Annotated in this window: 7 protein-coding genes; 5 read left to right on the top strand and 2 right to left on the bottom strand. The window is 59.0% G+C overall.

From position 1 onward, the window contains the following. The first annotated feature begins 8 nt into the window (after positions 1-8). The 5 genes from irp1 to fyuA all read left to right on the top strand — a co-directional run bounded on the left by irp1 (position 9) and on the right by fyuA (position 15,130). Positions 9-9,500: a yersiniabactin polyketide synthase HMWP1 gene (irp1, locus tag AC2AXP_RS15390; RefSeq protein WP_484381791.1), complete on the top strand. Its 9,492-nt coding sequence runs from the start codon at positions 9-11 to the stop codon at positions 9,498-9,500. After that, positions 9,497-10,597: a yersiniabactin biosynthesis oxidoreductase YbtU gene (gene ybtU, locus AC2AXP_RS15385; protein ID WP_273869482.1), complete on the top strand. Its 1,101-nt coding sequence runs from the start codon at positions 9,497-9,499 to the stop codon at positions 10,595-10,597. Before irp1 ends, ybtU begins: the two co-directional genes overlap by 4 nt. Further along, a complete protein-coding gene (ybtT, locus tag AC2AXP_RS15380; protein WP_273869485.1) occupies positions 10,594-11,397 on the top strand; it encodes a yersiniabactin biosynthesis thioesterase YbtT in 804 nt (267 codons plus the stop codon). The genes ybtU and ybtT overlap by 4 nt, the downstream gene beginning before the upstream one ends. A gap of 3 nt (positions 11,398-11,400) precedes the next feature. Further along, complete coding sequence (gene ybtE / locus AC2AXP_RS15375) at positions 11,401-12,978, top strand: yersiniabactin biosynthesis salycil-AMP ligase YbtE (protein WP_484381790.1); 1,578 nt, start codon at positions 11,401-11,403, stop codon at positions 12,976-12,978. Between the two features lie 130 nt (positions 12,979-13,108). Then, positions 13,109-15,130 (top strand): siderophore yersiniabactin receptor FyuA, encoded by a 2,022-nt coding sequence (gene fyuA / locus AC2AXP_RS15370; protein WP_484381789.1) that lies wholly within the window; start codon positions 13,109-13,111, stop codon positions 15,128-15,130. A gap of 358 nt (positions 15,131-15,488) precedes the next feature. Here the strand turns inward: fyuA and AC2AXP_RS15365 are convergent, their stop codons facing one another. Next, positions 15,489-16,826, bottom strand: a complete 1,338-nt coding sequence (locus AC2AXP_RS15365) for an LLM class flavin-dependent oxidoreductase (protein ID WP_430299681.1) — start codon at positions 16,824-16,826, stop codon at positions 15,489-15,491. A 9-nt stretch (positions 16,827-16,835) separates the two neighbouring features. Continuing rightward, positions 16,836-17,822: an MsnO8 family LLM class oxidoreductase gene (locus AC2AXP_RS15360; protein WP_039991905.1), complete on the bottom strand. Its 987-nt coding sequence runs from the start codon at positions 17,820-17,822 to the stop codon at positions 16,836-16,838. Between the last annotated feature and the right edge of the window lie 158 nt (positions 17,823-17,980).

Raw genomic sequence — 17,980 nt, 5'->3', positions numbered from 1 at the left:
GACCGATTATGGATAACTTGCGCTTCTCTTCTGCGCCGACAGCAGATTCCATTGATGCATCGATCGCTCAATACTACCCGGGCTGCGAGCCTGTCGCGATTATCGGCTACGCCTGCCATTTCCCTGAATCGCCGGATGGCGAAACGTTCTGGCAAAACCTGCTGGAAGGTCGTGAATGCAGCCGACGCTTTACGCGCGAAGCGCTCCTGGCCGTCGGTCTGGATGCCGCCATCATTGACGATCCTCATTATGTCAATATCGGTACGGTGCTAGACAACGCCGACTGCTTCGACGCCACCCTGTTTGGCTATTCGCGACAGGAAGCGGAATCGATGGACCCCCAGCAGCGCCTGTTTTTGCAGGCGGTCTGGCATGCGCTGGAACATGCCGGTTATGCCCCTGGTGACGTCCCCCACAAGACCGGCGTTTTCGCCTCTTCCCGGATGAGTACCTACCCCGGTCGCGAAGCATTGAACGTGACAGAAGTCGCGCAGGTAAAGGGGCTGCAATCTCTGATGGGCAATGATAAAGACTATATTGCCACCCGCGCCGCGTACAAACTCAACCTGCACGGCCCGGCGTTATCGGTACAGACCGCCTGCTCCAGCTCGCTGGTTGCCGTGCATCTGGCCTGTGAAAGCCTGCGCGCAGGCGAATCCGATATGGCGGTTGCCGGCGGCGTGGCGCTCTCTTTCCCCCAGCAGGCGGGCTACCGCTACCAGCCCGGAATGATTTTCTCTCCTGATGGTCACTGTCGTCCCTTTGACGCCTCGGCTGAGGGCACCTGGGCCGGTAACGGTCTCGGCTGCGTGGTGCTGCGTCGCCTGAGAGACGCGCTGCTGTCAGGCGATCCGATTATCTCGGTGATCCTCTCCAGCGCGGTCAACAACGACGGCAACAGAAAGGTCGGCTATACCGCCCCTTCCGTCGCAGGGCAGCAGGCGGTCATCGAAGAGGCGTTAATGCTGGCGGCCATCGACGACAGGCAGGTAGGTTACATTGAAACCCATGGCACCGGCACACCGCTGGGCGACGCGATTGAAATTGAAGCGTTACGCAACGTCTATGCGCCTCGCCCGCAGGATCAGCGCTGTGCGCTCGGTTCCGTGAAAAGTAATATGGGCCATCTGGATACCGCGGCGGGCATTGCCGGACTGCTAAAAACCGTTCTGGCCGTCAGCCGCGGGCAAATTCCTCCATTACTGAATTTTCACACGCCAAACCCGGCGCTGAAGCTTGAAGAGAGCCCCTTTACCATACCGGTGTCGGCGCAGGCGTGGCAGGACGAAATGCGCTATGCCGGCGTCTCCTCCTTTGGTATTGGCGGCACCAACTGCCATATGATCGTCGCCTCGCTGCCCGACGCGCTCAACGCGCGCCACCTCAATACGGATGGTGGCAGAAAAAGTACCGCGCTGCTGCTCAGCGCCGCCAGCGACAGCGCGTTGCGGCGGCTGGCGGCGGATTATGCCGGGGCGCTGAGGGAGAATGCGGATGCCAGCGATCTGGCCTTCACGGCCCTGCACGCGCGCCGTCTCGATCTTCCCTTCCGCCTGGCGGCGCCATTAAACCGTGAAACCGCCGCTACGCTGAGCGCCTGGGCCGGTGAGAAATCGGGGGCGCTGGTTTACAGCGGCCACGGCGCCAGCGGCAAGCAGGTGTGGCTGTTTACCGGCCAGGGCTCGCACTGGCGCACCATGGGTCAGACAATGTACCAGCACTCAACGGCGTTTGCCGACACGCTGGATCGCTGTTTTTCCGCCTGTGGCGACATGCTCACGCCGTCACTGCGCGAAGCGATGTTTAACCCCGACTCTGCGCAGCTGGACAATATGGCCTGGGCCCAGCCGGCGATTGTCGCCTTTGACATTGCGATGGCGGCGCATTGGCGCGCTGCAGGACTGAAGCCAGACTTCGCCATTGGCCATTCCGTCGGTGAATTCGCCGCTGCCGTCGTCTGCGGCCACTATACGATTGAACAGGTCATGCCCCTGGTTTGTCGACGCGGCGCACTGATGCAGCAGTGCGCAAGCGGCGCGATGGTGGCGGTATTTGCAGACGAAGATTCGCTGATGCCGCTGGCTCGCCAGTTTGAGCTGGATCTCGCCGCCAACAACGGCACGCAACATACGGTATTTTCCGGACCGGAAGCCCGTCTCGAGCTATTTTGCGCCACACTCTCGCAGCATGACATTAACTATCGACGCCTGAGCGTAACCGGCGCGGCGCACTCCGCTTTACTGGAACCAATACTCGATCGCTTCCAGGCCGCCTGCGCGGGTCTGCTCGCCGAGCCGGGGCAAGTACCGCTGATATCCACACTCACCGCGGACGTTATTGATGAGTCAACGCTCAACCAGGCGGATTACTGGCGCCGACACATGCGCCAGCCGGTGCGTTTTATCCAGAGTATTCAGGTGGCGCATCAGCTCGGCGCCCGCGTTTTTGTTGAAATGGGGCCCGATGCCCAGTTGATTTCTTCCGGGCTGCGCGAATACCGCGATAACGCATACTGGATAGCCAGCGCCCGGCGTAACCAGGAGGCGAGCGCTGTCCTTAATCAGGCGCTTCTCCAGCTGTACGCGGCAGGCGTCACCCTACCGTGGGCTGACCTACTGGCGGGCGATGGACAACGTATCGCTGCGCCATGTTATCCGTTTGATCGTGAGCGTTACTGGAAAGAGCGCGTCTCCCCGGCCTGCGAGCCTGCCGACACAGCGCTGTCTGCCGGGCTGGAAGTGGCGAGTCGCGCCGCGACAGCGCTCGATCTCCCCCGCCTGGACGCACTCAAACAGTGTGCCACGCGACTGCACGCCATCTATGTCGATCAACTGGTACAACGCTGTACTGGCGATGCCATTGAAAACGGCGTGGACGCCATGACCATCATGCGCCGTGGACGTCTGCTTCCCCGCTACCAGCAGCTACTCCAGCGCCTGCTGAATAACTGCGTGGTCGACGGCGATTACCGCTGCATCGATGGGCAATACGCTCGCGCCCGCCCCATTGAACATCAACAGCGGGAATCACTGCTGACGGAACTTGCCGGTTATTGTGAAGGTTTTCAGGCTATTCCCCACACCATCGCCCGTGCCGGCGATCGGTTATATGAAATGATGAGCGGCGCGGAAGAACCGGTAGCGATTATTTTCCCGCAAAGCGCCTCCGACGGCGTGGAGGTGCTGTATCAGGAATTCAGCTTCGGCCGCTATTTCAACCAAATCGCCGCCGGGGTATTACGCGGCATGCTCCAGACTCGTCAGCCCCGCCAGCCATTGCGTATTCTTGAAGTTGGCGGCGGAACCGGCGGCACCACCGCGTGGCTGCTGCCGGAACTCAACGGCGTTCCGGCGCTGGAGTACCATTTCACCGATATCTCGGCGCTGTTCACCCGCCGCGCCCAGCAGAAATTCGCCGATTATGACTTTGTGCGTTACAACGAGCTGGATCTCGAAAAAGAGGCGCAGTCTCAGGGGTTCCAGGCACAGTCTTACGATCTTATTGTGGCGGCGAACGTGATTCACGCCACCCGCCATATTGGCCGCACGCTTGATAATCTGCGCCCCCTGCTCAAGCCGGGCGGGCGTCTGCTGATGCGCGAAATCACCCAGCCAATGCGTCTGTTTGATTTCGTTTTCGGCCCGTTGGTCCTTCCGCTACAGGATCTCGACGCCCGCGAAGGCGAGTTATTCCTCACCACCGCTCAGTGGCAGCAACAGTGCCGCCACGCCGGATTCAGCAAAGTAGAGTGGCTACCGCAGGATGGCAGCCCGACCGCCGGGATGAGCGAACATATCATTCTCGCTACGCTCCCCGGTCAGGCGGTCAGTGCCGTAACATTCACCGCGCCATCAGAACCCGTATTGGGGCAGGCGTTGACGGATAACGGTGATTATCTCGCCGACTGGTCTGACTGCGCAGGTCAACCCGAACGGTTTAACGCTCGCTGGCAGGAGGCCTGGCGCCTGCTCTCACAGCGTCATGGCGACGCTCTCCCTGTGGCTCTCCCCCTCGTCGCCGCCCCGGAGTGGCTGGGGGAGGTTCGCTTAAGCTGGCAAAACGAAGCTTTTTCCCGCGGTCAGATGCGCGTTGAAGCCCGTCATCCTGATGGCGAGTGGCTGCCGCTATCGCCCGCCGCGCCTCTTCCTACGCCGCAAACGCATTATCAATGGCGCTGGACGCCCCTCAACGTCGCCAGTGTTGGCCATCCGCTTACCTTCAGCTTCAGCGCCGATACGCTTACGCGCCGCGACGAACTGGCGCAATACGGCATCATTCACGATCCGCACGCATCTTCGCGACTGATGATTGTTGAGGAGAGCGAGGATACGCTGGCCTTAGCGGAGAAAGTGATGGCGACGCTCACCGCCAGCGCAGCCGGATTGATTGTGGTCACTCGCCGCGCCTGGCGAGTAGAGGAAAATGAGGCACTTTCTGCGTCCCATCACGCGCTATGGGCCTTGCTTCGCGTCGCGGCCAACGAACAGCCGGAACGGTTGCTTGCCGCCATCGATCTCGCCGAAAACACCCCGTGGGAAACGCTGCATCAAGGGTTGAGCGCAGTCTCACTATCACAGCGCTGGCTTGCCGCACGGAGTAACACCCTCTGGCTCCCTTCACTGGCGTCCAATACGGGCTGCGCCGCCGAATTACCGGCAAACGTGTTTACCGGCGACAGCCGCTGGCATCTGGTGACCGGAGCGTTTGGCGGATTAGGCCGCCTTGCCGTGAACTGGCTCAGAGAAAAAGGGGCACGACGCATCGCCCTGCTGGCACCGCGCGTGGATGCGTCATGGCCAGGCAACACAGCGGACGTGGAGATTCGCGTCTGCCGTTGTGATGTGGGCGATGCAGGGCAACTGGCCACGGTTCTTGACGATCTGGCGGCCAACGGCGGCATTGCCGGAGCGATTCATACCGCTGGCGTATTGGCTGACGTGCCCTTGCAGGAGCTTGATAACCACCAGCTGGCCGCTGTTTTTGCGGTAAAAGCGCAGGCGGCAAACCAGCTGTTGCAAACCCTGCGCAACCACGACGGACGCTATCTTATTCTCTACTCTTCCGCTGCCTCTACCCTCGGCGCGCCGGGTCAGAGCGCCCATGCGCTGGCCTGCGGCTACCTGGACGGGCTGGCCCAGCAGTTTTCCGCCCTTGATGCGCCGAAAACGCTCTCTGTCGCCTGGGGCGCATGGGGAGAAAGTGGCCGGGCGGCCACGCCGGAGATGCTGGCAACGCTCACCAGCCGTGGTATGGGCGCGTTAAGCGATGCCGAAGGCTGCTGGCACCTGGAACAGGCGGTGATGCGCGGCGCCCCGTGGCGACTGGCGATGCGCGTTTTTACCGACAAAATGCCCCCGTTACAACAGGCTCTGTTTAACACCAGTGCCATAGAAAAAGCCGCAACGGCTGTCATTCCTCCTGCTGATGACAACGCCTTTAACGGCAGCCTGAGCGATAAAACGGCGGTGATGGCATGGCTGAAAAAGCGGATTGCGGTTCAGCTAAGGCTGAGCGATCCGGCGTCACTGAGCCCAAACCAGGATCTGTTGCAACTCGGCATGGACTCGCTGCTCTTCCTTGAACTCAGTAGCGATATTCAGCACTACCTGGGCGTACGCATCAATGCGGAACGGGCGTGGCAGGATCTGTCGCCTGATGGACTCACGCAGCTTATCTGTTCTAAGCCAGAGACGACGCCTGCCGTATCGCCGCCGGAAGTGTTGCAGCACGACGCCGACGAGCGTTATGCGCCTTTCCCTTTGACGCCCATTCAGCACGCCTACTGGCTGGGGCGAACCCACCTCATTGGCTATGGCGGCGTCGCCTGTCACGTCCTGTTTGAGTGGGATAAACGCCACGATGAGTTCGATCTCGCCATACTGGAGAAAGCATGGAACCAGCTCATCGCACGCCACGATATGTTGCGCATGGTGGTTGATGCCGACGGGCAGCAGCGAATCCTGGCGACAACGCCGGAATATCGCATCCCACGCGACGATCTGCGCGCGCTTTCCCCGGAAGAACAACGCATCGCGCTGGAAAAACGGCGGCATGAACTGAGCTATCGCGTTTTGCCTGCCGACCAGTGGCCTCTTTTTGAGCTGGTGGTCAGCGAAATCGACGATTGTCATTACCGCCTGCACATGAACCTCGACCTTTTGCAGTTCGATGTGCAGAGTTTTAAAGTCATGATGGACGATCTGGCACAGGTCTGGCGCGGCGAAACGCTGGCGCCTCTCGCTATTACCTTCCGTGATTATGTGATGGCTGAACAGGCGCGCCGACAGACATCGGCATGGCACGATGCCTGGGATTACTGGCAGGAAAAACTGCCGCAACTGCCCTTGGCGCCAGAGCTGCCGGTGGTTGAGATCCCCCCGGAAACGCCACACTTCACCACCTTCAAATCGACGATCTGCAAGAAAGAATGGCAGACCGTGAAACAGCGTTGGCAGCAGCAAGGCGTCACACCGTCTGCCGCGCTGCTCACGCTGTTTGCCACTACCCTTGAGCGCTGGAGTCGCGCCACGGCATTTACGCTGAACCTGACTTTCTTCAATCGTCAGCCGATCCATCCGCAAATCAACCAGTTGATTGGTGATTTTACCTCCGTCACGCTGGTTGATTTTAACTTCTCAGCGCCGGTGACGTTGCAAGAGCAGATGCAGCAGACCCAACAGCGCCTCTGGCAAAACATGGCGCACAGTGAAATGAACGGTGTTGAGGTGATCCGTGAGCTGGGCCGCCTGCGCGGGTCACAACGTCAACCGCTGATGCCGGTGGTGTTTACCAGTATGCTGGGGATGACGCTGGAAGGCATGACTATCGATCAGGCGATGAGCCATCTGTTCGGCGAACCCTGCTATGTGTTCACGCAAACACCGCAGGTCTGGCTGGATCATCAGGTCATGGAGAGCGACGGCGCGTTGACGTTTAGCTGGTACTGCATGGACAACGTGCTGGAACCCGGTGCTGCCGAGGCGATGTTTAATGACTACTGCGCCATCCTGCAAGCCGTCATCGCCGACCCTGAAAGCCTGAGGACTCTCGCCAGCGGCATCGCCGGGCACGCTCCTCGCCGCCGCTGGCCGCTGAACGCGCAGGCGGACTACGACCTGCGGGATATTGAGCAGGCGACGCTCGAATACCCCGGCATCCGGCAGGCCAGAGCGGAAATAACCGAAAAAGGCGCGTTGACGCTGGATATCGTGATGGCCGACGATCCGTCGCCATCAGCGGCGACGCCTGATGAGGACGTTCTCGCCCAGTTGGCACTGCCGTTGCCTGAGCAGGCGCAACTTGATGAGCTGGAAGCGACCTGGCGCTGGCTGGAGGCGCGTGCGCTACAGGGGATCGCGGCTACGCTAAATCGTCACGGCCTGTTTACCACGCCGGAGATCGCCTATCGCTTTAGCGCAATAGTACAGGCGTTGTCCGCGCAAGCGTCTCACCAGCGTCTGCTGCGCCAGTATCTACAGTGTCTGACGGAAAGAGAGTGGTTAATCCGCGAGGGTGAAAGCTGGCGGTGCCGCGTTCCGCTCAGCGAGATTCCTGAGCCTCAGGAAGCGTGCCCGCAAAGCCAATGGAGCCAGGCGCTGGCGCAGTATCTGGAAACCTGTATCGCCCGGCACGACGCCCTCTTCTCCGGGCAGTGTTCTCCGCTGGAATTGCTGTTCAACGAGCAATGGCGTGTGACGGATGCGCTGTATCGCGACAACCCCGCCAGCGCCTGTCTGAATCGCTATAGCGCGCAGATTGCCGCCTTGTGCGGCGCAGAACGGATTCTGGAGGTTGGCGCCGGAACCGCCGCCACTACCGTGCCGGTGCTGAAGGCCACGCGGAACACGCGGCAGTCGTACCACTTCACGGACGTCTCCGCACAGTTCCTCAATGACGCCAGAGCCCGCTTTCATGATGAATCGCGGGTGTCTTATGCCTTGTTCGACATCAACCAGCCGCTGGATTTCACCGCCCACCCGGAGTCGGGTTACGACCTGATCGTTGCCGTCAATGTGCTCCACGACGCCAGCCATGTCGTCCAGACGTTGCGCAGATTAAAACTGTTGCTGAAAGCCGGCGGACGTTTGCTGATCGTTGAAGCGACGGAGCGAAACAGCGTATTCCAACTGGCGAGCGTGGGCTTTATTGAGGGATTAAGCGGATACCGCGATTTCCGCCGCCGGGATGAGAAACCGATGCTCACCCGTTCCGCATGGCAAGAGGTCCTCGTTCAGGCCGGGTTTGCCAACGAGCTGGCGTGGCCCGCGCAGGAATCGTCGCCGCTGCGCCAGCATCTGCTGGTGGCGCGTTCGCCTGGCGTAAATCGCCCGGATAAAGAAGCCGTGAACCGCTATTTACAGCAGCGCTTTGGCACCGCTCTGCCCGTTTTACAGATCCGGCAAAGAGAAGCGTTACTTACGCCGCGGCATGCCCCGTCTGATGCGCTGATTGAGTCAGCCAAACCCACGCCAGTTGCCGGGGGGGATCCGGCGCTGGAAAAACAGGTGGCTGAACTCTGGCAATCGCTGCTGTCTCGCCCCGTGGCAAGGCATCACGACTTTTTCGAATTGGGCGGCGACAGCCTGATGGCGACAAGAATGGTCGCGCAGCTAAACCAGAGAGGGATTGCCAGGGCTAACCTTCAGGATCTGTTCAGCCATTCGACGCTGAGCGACTTCTGCGCCCAGCTACAGACGGCTACCTCAGGAGAGGACAACCCAGTCGCCCTTTGCCAGGGCGACGGCGACGAAACTCTGTTTGTCTTCCACGCTTCGGACGGCGATATCAGCGCCTGGCTGCCGCTCGCCAGCGCGCTGAACAGGCACGTTTTCGGCCTGCAAGCAAAATCGCCGCAGCGCTTTGCCACGCTTGACCAGATGATCGATGAGTATGTCGGCTGCATCCGTCGCCAGCAGCCTCACGGCCCTTATGTGTTGGCGGGTTGGTCATATGGCGCGTTTCTTGCGGCGGGCGCCGCACAGCGCCTGTACGCCAAAGGCGAGCAGGTTCGGATCGCGTTAATCGATCCCGTGTGTCGACAGGATTTCCGTTGCGAAAACCGCACGGCCCTGCTGCGCCTGTTAGCTGAAGGACAAACGCCTCTGGCGCTGCCCGAACATTTTGACCAGCAAACGCCCGACAGCCAACTTGCCGACTTTATCGGCCTCGCTAAAACGGCCGGCATGGTGTCGCAAAACCTGACGCTGCAAGCGGCAGAAACGTGGCTCGACAACATCGCGCATCTGCTGCGTTTACTGACTGAGCATACGCCGGGCGAAAGCGTTCCGCTCCCCTGTCTCATGGTGCATGCCGCCGGGAGACCCGCGCGCTGGACGCCAGCAGAAACCGAGTGGCAGGGCTGGATAAACAACGCCGACGACGATGTGATTGAAGCCAGCCACTGGCAAATCATGATGGAAGCCCCCCACGTTCAGGCTTGTGCGCAACACATTACGCGCTGGCTTTGCGCAACCTCAACGCAACCGGAGAACACGTTATGATGCCGTCCACCTCTGCAAAACAACGCGTACTGATTGTGGGCGCCAAATTTGGCGAAATGTACCTGAATGCCTTTATGCAGCCCCCGGAGGGGCTGGAACTGGTTGGCCTGCTGGCGCAGGGAAGTGCTCGCTCAAGAGAGCTGGCCCATGCGTTTGGCATTCCGCTGTATACCTCGCCGGAACAGATAACCAGAATGCCGGATATCGCCTGTATTGTTGTGCGTTCGACCGTCGCCGGAGGAACCGGTACGCAGCTTGCCAGACACTTTCTGGCGCGTGGCGTACACGTCATTCAAGAGCATCCTCTCCACCCGGATGACATCCGTTCCTTACAAACGCTGGCGCAGGAACAGGGTTGCTGCTATTGGGTAAACACATTTTATCCGCATACGCGCGCGGGACGCACATGGCTTCGCGATGCGCAGCAGCTGCGTCGCTGCCTGGCTAAGACGCCGCCGGTGGTACACGCTACCACCAGCCGACAATTGCTCTACTCCACGCTGGATTTGTTGTTGCTGGCTCTGGGCGTTGATGCCGCCGCCGTGGAGTGCGACGTGGTTGGCAGCTTTAGCGATTTTCACTGCCTGAGACTCTTCTGGCCGGAGGGAGAAGCCTGTCTGCTGCTTCAGCGCTATCTCGATCCTGACGATCCAGATATGCATAGCCTTATCATGCACCGCCTGCTGCTGGGCTGGCCGGAAGGTCACCTTTCGCTGGAGGCGAGCTACGGCCCCGTCATCTGGTCATCCAGTCTGTTTGTCACAGACCATCAGGAGAACACCCACAGTCTCTACCGCAGACCGGAGATCCTGCACGATCTGCCGGGTCTGACGCGCAGGGCGGCGCCCCTGAGCTGGCGCGACTGCTGCGAAACCGTCGGGCCGGAGGGCGTCAGTTGGTTGCTACACCAGTTGCGCAGCCATCTGGCGGGCGAACATCCACCAGCGGCCTGCCAACGCGTACATCAGACTGCGTTATCACGTTTATGGCAGCAGATTTTACGTAAGACCGGCAATGCGGAGATCAGACACCTGACGCCGCCGCACCACGACCGGTTAGCCGATTTCTACAACGATGATGATAAGGAGGCGCTATGACTCAATCTGCAATGTGCATCCCGCTGTGGCCCGCCCGGAACGCCAATACTGCACATCTGGTCATGTGTCCTTTCGCTGGCGGCAGCAGTAGCGCGTTTAGCCACTGGCGAGACAATCAAATGGCGAACAGCGCGCTTTCTCTGGTGACCTGGCCGGGGCGCGATCGCCTTCGACATCTGGCACCGGTCAGAAGCATTACGCAACTGGCGGCACTGCTGGCGAACGAACTGGAAGAGACCATATCGCCTGACACGCCGCTTTTACTCGCCGGGCACAGCATGGGGGCGCAGGTGGCGTTTGAAACCTGCCGATTTCTGGAGCAACGGGGGCATGCGCCGCAAGGACTGATTATTTCCGGGTGCCATGCCCCGCATCTGCATTCTGAACGCCAGCTCAGCCATCGCGATGATGCCGGCTTTATCGCTGAACTGATAGACATTGGCGGATGTTCTCCTGAACTGCGGGAAAACCAGGCATTAATGTCGCTGTTTCTTCCTCTTCTGCGCGCTGATTTTTACGCCACCGAGAGCTATCACTACGACTCGCCCGACGTCTGTCCGCCGCTGCGCACGCCTGCATTGTTATTATGCGGCAGCCACGATCGCGAAGCCTCCTGGCAGCAGATCGATGCCTGGCGTCAGTGGCTGAGTCACGTTACAGGCCCAATGGTGATTGACGGCGACCATTTCTATCCCATTCAACAAGCCCGGTCCTTTTTTACGCATATTGTCCACCATTTTCCCCACGCATTTTCTGCAATGACCGCTTTGCAAAAACAGCCCAGCACTTCAGAAAGGTGACGCATGAATTCTTCCTTTGAATCTCTAATTGAACAGTATCCCTTACCCATTGCCGAACAGTTGCGCCACTGGGCAGCCCGTTATGCCTCGCGAATTGCCGTCGTTGATGCAAAGGGGTCGTTAACCTACAGCGCGCTTGATGCACGAATCGACGAACTTGCCGCAGGCCTGTCATCACTGGGTTTGCGTTCGGCGGAGCATGTGATTGTGCAGCTTCCCAACGACAACGCGTTTGTTACCCTGCTGTTCGCCTTGTTAAGACTGGGCGTTATCCCCGTGCTGGCGATGCCCTCCCAACGGGCGCTGGATATCGACGCGCTGATTGAGCTGGCGCAACCCGTCGCTTACGTTATTCACGGGGAAAACCACGCAGAACTGGCCCGACAGATGGCGCACAAACACGCCTGCTTGCGTCATGTTCTGGTCGCTGGTGAGACCGTGAGCGACGATTTTACGCCGCTCTTCTCCCTTCACGGTGAGCGACAGGCATGGCCTCAGCCTGATGTTTCCGACACCGCATTGCTGCTACTTTCTGGCGGCACAACCGGCACGCCCAAACTCATCCCGCGCCGACATGCCGACTATAGCTATAACTTCAGCGCATCTGCTGAACTGTGCGGCATCAGTCAACAGAGCGTATATCTCGCCGTCCTCCCGGTGGCGCATAACTTTCCGCTGGCCTGCCCCGGCATTCTGGGTACGCTTGCCTGCGGCGGAAAAGTGGTGCTGGCCGACAGCGCCAGCTGTGATGAGGTGATGCCTTTAATCTCGCAGGAAGGGGTGACTCACGTTGCCCTGGTTCCGGCGCTGGCGCAATTATGGGTGCAAGCCAGGGAGTGGGAAGACAGCGACCTTTCGTCGCTGCGCGTCATTCAGGTAGGCGGCGCCCGGCTCGACCCGACGCTTGCTGAGCAGGTTATCGCCACCTTTGACTGTACCCTGCAACAGGTTTTCGGTATGGCGGAAGGCCTGCTCTGTTTTACCCGACTGGACGATCCGCATACCACCATTCTCCACAGCCAGGGGCGCCCGTTGTCCCCGCTGGATGAAATCCGCATCGTTGATCAAGCCGAAAACGACGTCGCGCCGGGCGAAACCGGGCAATTGTTAACGCGCGGCCCTTATACCATTTCGGGCTATTACCTCGCCCCTGCTCACAATGCACAGGCCTTTACTGCGCAAGGGTTTTACCGCACAGGCGACAATGTCAGGCGCGATGAGGCGGGGAACCTGCACGTTGAGGGGCGCATAAAAGAACAGATCAACCGCGCCGGAGAAAAAATAGCCGCTGCTGAAGTGGAATCAGCACTGATGCGTTTAGCACAAGTGCAAGATTGCTCGGTGGTCGCCGCGCCGGACACGCTGCTTGGCGAGCGGATCTGCGCGTTTATCATCGCGCAGCAGGCGCCAACTGACTATCAGCAGTTGCGTCAACAACTGACCCGCATGGGGCTCAGCGCGTGGAAAATTCCTGACCAAATCGAGTTTCTGGACCACTGGCCGCTCACCGCCGTCGGCAAGATAGACAAAAAACGCCTGACGGCTCTCGCCGTCGACCGTTATCGCGATTGTGCCCAATAAGCGCAAACCGACCCGAAACAGGTTGAAATAAACCCGTTTCGGGTAGCACTATCAGTGAAAATAGTTATCATTCTCAATTCACCATTGTCGGTATTTTTGGCATTTCGCCGTTTTACAGGGACTCACAATAATGAAAATGACACGGCTTTATCCTCTGGCCTTGGGGGGATTATTGCTCCCTGCCATTGCTCATGCCCAGACTTCACAGCAAGACGAAAGCACGCTGGTGATTACCGCCAGTAAACAATCTTCCCGCTCGGCATCAGCCAACAATGTCTCGTCTACCGTTGTCAGCGCGCCGGAATTAAGCGATGCCGGCGTTACCGCCAGCGACAAACTCCCCAGAGTCTTACCTGGGCTTAATATTGAAAATAGCGGCAACATGCTTTTTTCGACGATCTCGCTACGCGGCGTCTCTTCGGCGCAGGACTTCTATAACCCCGCCGTCACCCTGTATGTCGATGGCGTCCCTCAGCTTTCCACCAACACTATCCAGGCGCTTACCGATGTGCAAAGCGTGGAGTTGCTGCGAGGCCCGCAGGGAACGTTATATGGCAAAAGCGCTCAGGGCGGGATCGTCAACATCGTCACCCAGCAGCCGGACAGCACGCCGCGCGGCTATATTGAAGGCGGTGTCAGCAGCCGCGACAGTTATCGAAGTAAGTTCAACCTGAGCGGCCCCATTCAGGATGGCCTGCTGTACGGCAGCGTCACCCTGTTACGCCAGGTTGATGACGGCGACATGATTAACCCCGCGACGGGAAGCGATGACTTAGGCGGCACCCGCGCCAGCATAGGGAATGTGAAACTGCGTCTGGCACCGGACGATCAGCCCTGGGAAATGGGCTTTTCCGCCTCACGCGAATGTACCCGTGCCACCCAGGACGCCTATGTGGGATGGAATGATATTAAGGGCCGTAAGCTCTCACTTAGCGATGGTTCACCAGACCCGTACATGCGGCGCTGCACTGACAGCCAGACCCTGAGTGGGAAATACACCACCGACGACTGGGTTTTCAACCTGATCGGCGCCTGGCAACAGCAGCATTATTCGCGCACCTTCCCTTCCGGTCCGTTAATCGTCAATATGCCTCAGCGCTGGAATCAGGATGTGCAGGAGTTGCGCGCCGCAACCCTGGGCGATGCGCGTACCGTTGATATGGTGTTTGGGCTGTACCGGCAGAACACCCGCGAGAAGTTAAATTCAGCCTACGACATGCCGACAATGCCTTATTTAAACAGTACCGGCTATACCACCGCTGAAACGCTGGCCGCATACAGTGACCTGACCTGGCATTTAACCGATCGTTTTGATATCGGCGGTGGCGTGCGCTTCTCGCATGATAAATCCAGTACACAATATAACGGCAGCATGCTCGGCAATCCGTTTGGCGACCAGGGTAAGAGCAATGACGATCAGGTGCTCGGACAGCTATCCGCAGGCTATATGTTGACCGACGACTGGAGAGTGTATACCCGTGTAGCCCAGGGATATAAACCTTCCGGGTACAACATCGTGCCTACTGCGGGTCTTGATGCCAAACCGTTCGTCGCCGAGAAATCCATCAACTATGAACTTGGCACCCGTTACGAAACCGCTGACGTCACGCTGCAAGCCGCCACCTTTTATACCCACACCAAAGATATGCAGCTCTACTCTGGCCCGGTCGGAATGCAGACCTTAAGCAATGCGGGGAGAGCCGACGCCACCGGCGTTGAGCTGGAAGCGAAATGGCGATTTGCCCCCGGCTGGTCATGGGATATCAATGGCAACGTGATCCGTTCCGAATTCACCAACGACAGCAAGCTGTACCACGGCAACCGGGTGCCGTTCGTACCGCGTTACGGCGCGGGAAGCAGTGTGAACGGCGTGATTGATACGCGCTATGGCGCACTGATGCCCCGGCTGGCGGTTAATCTGGTCGGGCCGCATTATTTCGATGGCGACAACCAGCTGAAGCAAGGCGCCTACGCCACCCTGGACAGCAGCCTGGGCTGGCAGGCGACGGAACGGATGAATGTTTCCGTCTATGTCGATAACCTGTTCGACCGTCGTTACCGTACCTATGGATATATGAACGGCAGCAGCGCCGTCGCGCAGGTCAATATGGGGCGCACCGTCGGTATCAATACGCGAATTGATTTCTTCTGATTATTTTAAAATGGATACCGAAAGGGCATCCCTTTTACGCCATCAGTTAAAACGGTAACCCAGCAGCATCCACCCAAAACAATGTTGCCTGTTGCATTGCCCGATTAAGGAGAGAAACCCACCATGTAAGAAACATTTTCTCACCTATTGGCCGCATATTCTCAATCAACAGAGATGTTAGCTGTTTATTAGCCGGTTATTGGCTTAGGCGATGCCAGTCAGAGGTGCCATTTTAGAGAAGCCCGCTTAAGGAAACTTAAGCGGGCTTTTTGCTTTTATTTGCCGACGCCGGTTCAGTTCAATCGGCATCGCGGCAAAACGCGGGCAACGGCGAACGTCATGATGATGACGCTGGACGCTACTGCTCGTTCACCGTGTCGCGCCGCGTTGCCGGCACGCTATAACGGCTGGTTTTGAATGGAATGTCCAGCCGCTCTCTTAGCGTAGTCGCCGTCGACGGCTGCCAGTATCCGCGTGCCGCCAGCACCGGCAACACCAGCCGGGTAATGTCGCCCAGCGCCTCGGGCAGCACCGGGCCGCTGATGATAAAGCCGCTGGCGCCACCCTCTTCTACCCAGCGGATCAACTGGTCGGCAACCTGCTCCGGCGTGCCAAAGAATTCACCGCGCGGCAGCGTCGTCTGATAGGCCACTTCACGCAGCGTCAGTTGTTCCTCGCGCGCACGTTTTTTAATGCTGTCGGTGGTGGAACGGAAACTGTTCTGCCCCAGTTCACCCAGCTCGGGGAACGGGCCGTCCGGCGGGTACTGGCTGAAATCATGGTGCTCGAAGAAACGCCCAAGATAGGCCAACGCGTCCTCCAACGACAGCAACGACAGTAAATAGCGATATTTGGCTTCAGCTTCCTCTATGGTTTTGCCGACGATCGGGCTGATGCCCGGGAAGATACCCACCGGATGACGCCCATTTTTGCTGACCTGCGCCTGCAACTTCGCCGAATATTCCTGCGCTTCCGCCAGCGTGCGGGCGTTAGTAAACACCGCATCGGCGGATTTGCCCGCCAGCGCGATACCGGCATCCGACGCCCCCGCCTGAAAAATCACCGGTTGTCCCTGCGGCGAGCGCTGAATGTTCAACGGCCCTTCCACCGAGAAAAACTGCCCCTGATGATTCAGCTTATGCAGTTTGGCCGCATCAAAGAACACGCCACTGGCGCGGTCACGTACAAATGCATCGTCCTCCCACGAATCCCACAGCCCCTGTACCACGCTGATGTACTCCTCGGCAATCTGGTAGCGTAGCGCGTGTTCGGGGTGCTGTTTGCCAAAATTCTTCGCCGACCCGGCCAAGGGCGAGGTGACCACGTTCCAGCCTGCCCGCCCCTGGCTGATATTGTCTATCGTCGCCAACTGACGCGCGACGGTGAACGGATCGCTGTAGGAAGTCGAAATGGTGCCGGCCAGACCAATGCGGTGGGTCACCGAGGCCAGCGCTGACAGCAGCGCGACCGGTTCGAAGCGGTTAAGAAAATGCGGCAGCGACTTTTCGTTGATGTGCAGGCCGTCGGCGACAAACAGGAAGTCAAAACCGGCGGCTTCGGCGCGCAGCGCCAAATCGCGAAAATACGGGAAGTTGACGCTGGCATCGGCAGGCGCCTTTTCATGACGCCATGAATTCATGTGCCCACCGGCACCGTGCAACATCAGACCCAGCTTGATACTTTTTGCATGACTCATGTCATCTCCTTACCGCTGGCCAGCCAGCAGTTTGATGGATGCCAGACGCACTTCGGCATCTGTCAGTGGGGTATGGATCACAAATTCGTTCACCCGCAGATCGCGCTGAATATCGGCCAACTGCCGGTGAATATCCGCGGAAGTGCCATGCAGTACGTTCAACGGCTGCCGTTCAATGCGGTATTGCGTCGCGCCGGACTGTTGCACAAAGGCTTCGGCCTGTTCACGCGTGCCCACCGTGACGTGGCGATCCCCCAGCGTGACGCGAAAATTATGCTTTTCTGCCACCTGCTCGGCGGCCTGCTGACGGCTTTCCGCCGCCAGCGCCGCCAGGCTGACCAGTGCCTCCCCCTGTCCGGCAGAGTATTCATAAAATGCCAATATCGATTCGCGCATCACCTCGGCGGAGGTATTGATAAAGCCGGCAAAAACAAAGTTCCAGCCAAGCGAGGCAGCCAGACGAGCGCTTTCTTTACTGGCACCCAGCAAGAAGCGCTGCGGCGCCACCGGCGGGCACGGCAATGCGCGCGCTTCTCTGCCCGCCAGACGTTGGTCAAGGTGCGTCAGATAATGGGTCAATTGTTGCAACTGCGCGGGGAATCCCGGCGCCGATGCGGACGCGGCATGGGCTCGCAGCGCCTGAGTGGACAGCGGTAATCCGCCGGGCGCCTTGCCGATGCCGATGTCCACCCGATCCGGCGCCAGTGCGGACAACAGATGGAAGTTTTCCGCCACTTTATACGGGCTGTAATGTTGCAACATCACGCCACCGGAGCCGATGCGCAGCGTGCTGGTTTGCGCCAGCAGCCAGGCGATCAGCACTTCCGGCGAACTGCCCGCCAGTTGCTCGCTGTCGTGGTGTTCCGACAGCCACAGGCGGTGATACCCCAACCGTTCTGCCGCCTGGGCAAACGCCAGGCTGGCCTTGAGCGCCTGCGTCGCCGTCTGGCCGCCATCGATCGGGCTTTGGTCTAGTAAACTCAGTCGGTAATTCACCTGGCTATTCCTTTTTATCGGTTGTGATAAAAAGAGTTCCATTAAATAAAGCCAAAGGTAAATACCAAAATCACGCTTATATAGTCAGTATTTTGCTATACGCCGCGCTGAATAAAATGCATATAAATTATAGCAACTGCGTATTTAGTTAATTCCGC

Source organism: Serratia sp. Sp408 (assembly GCF_057180665.1).
Note: the sequence above shows the minus strand (reverse complement) of the source record. Positions and strands in the feature narration are given on the sequence as shown.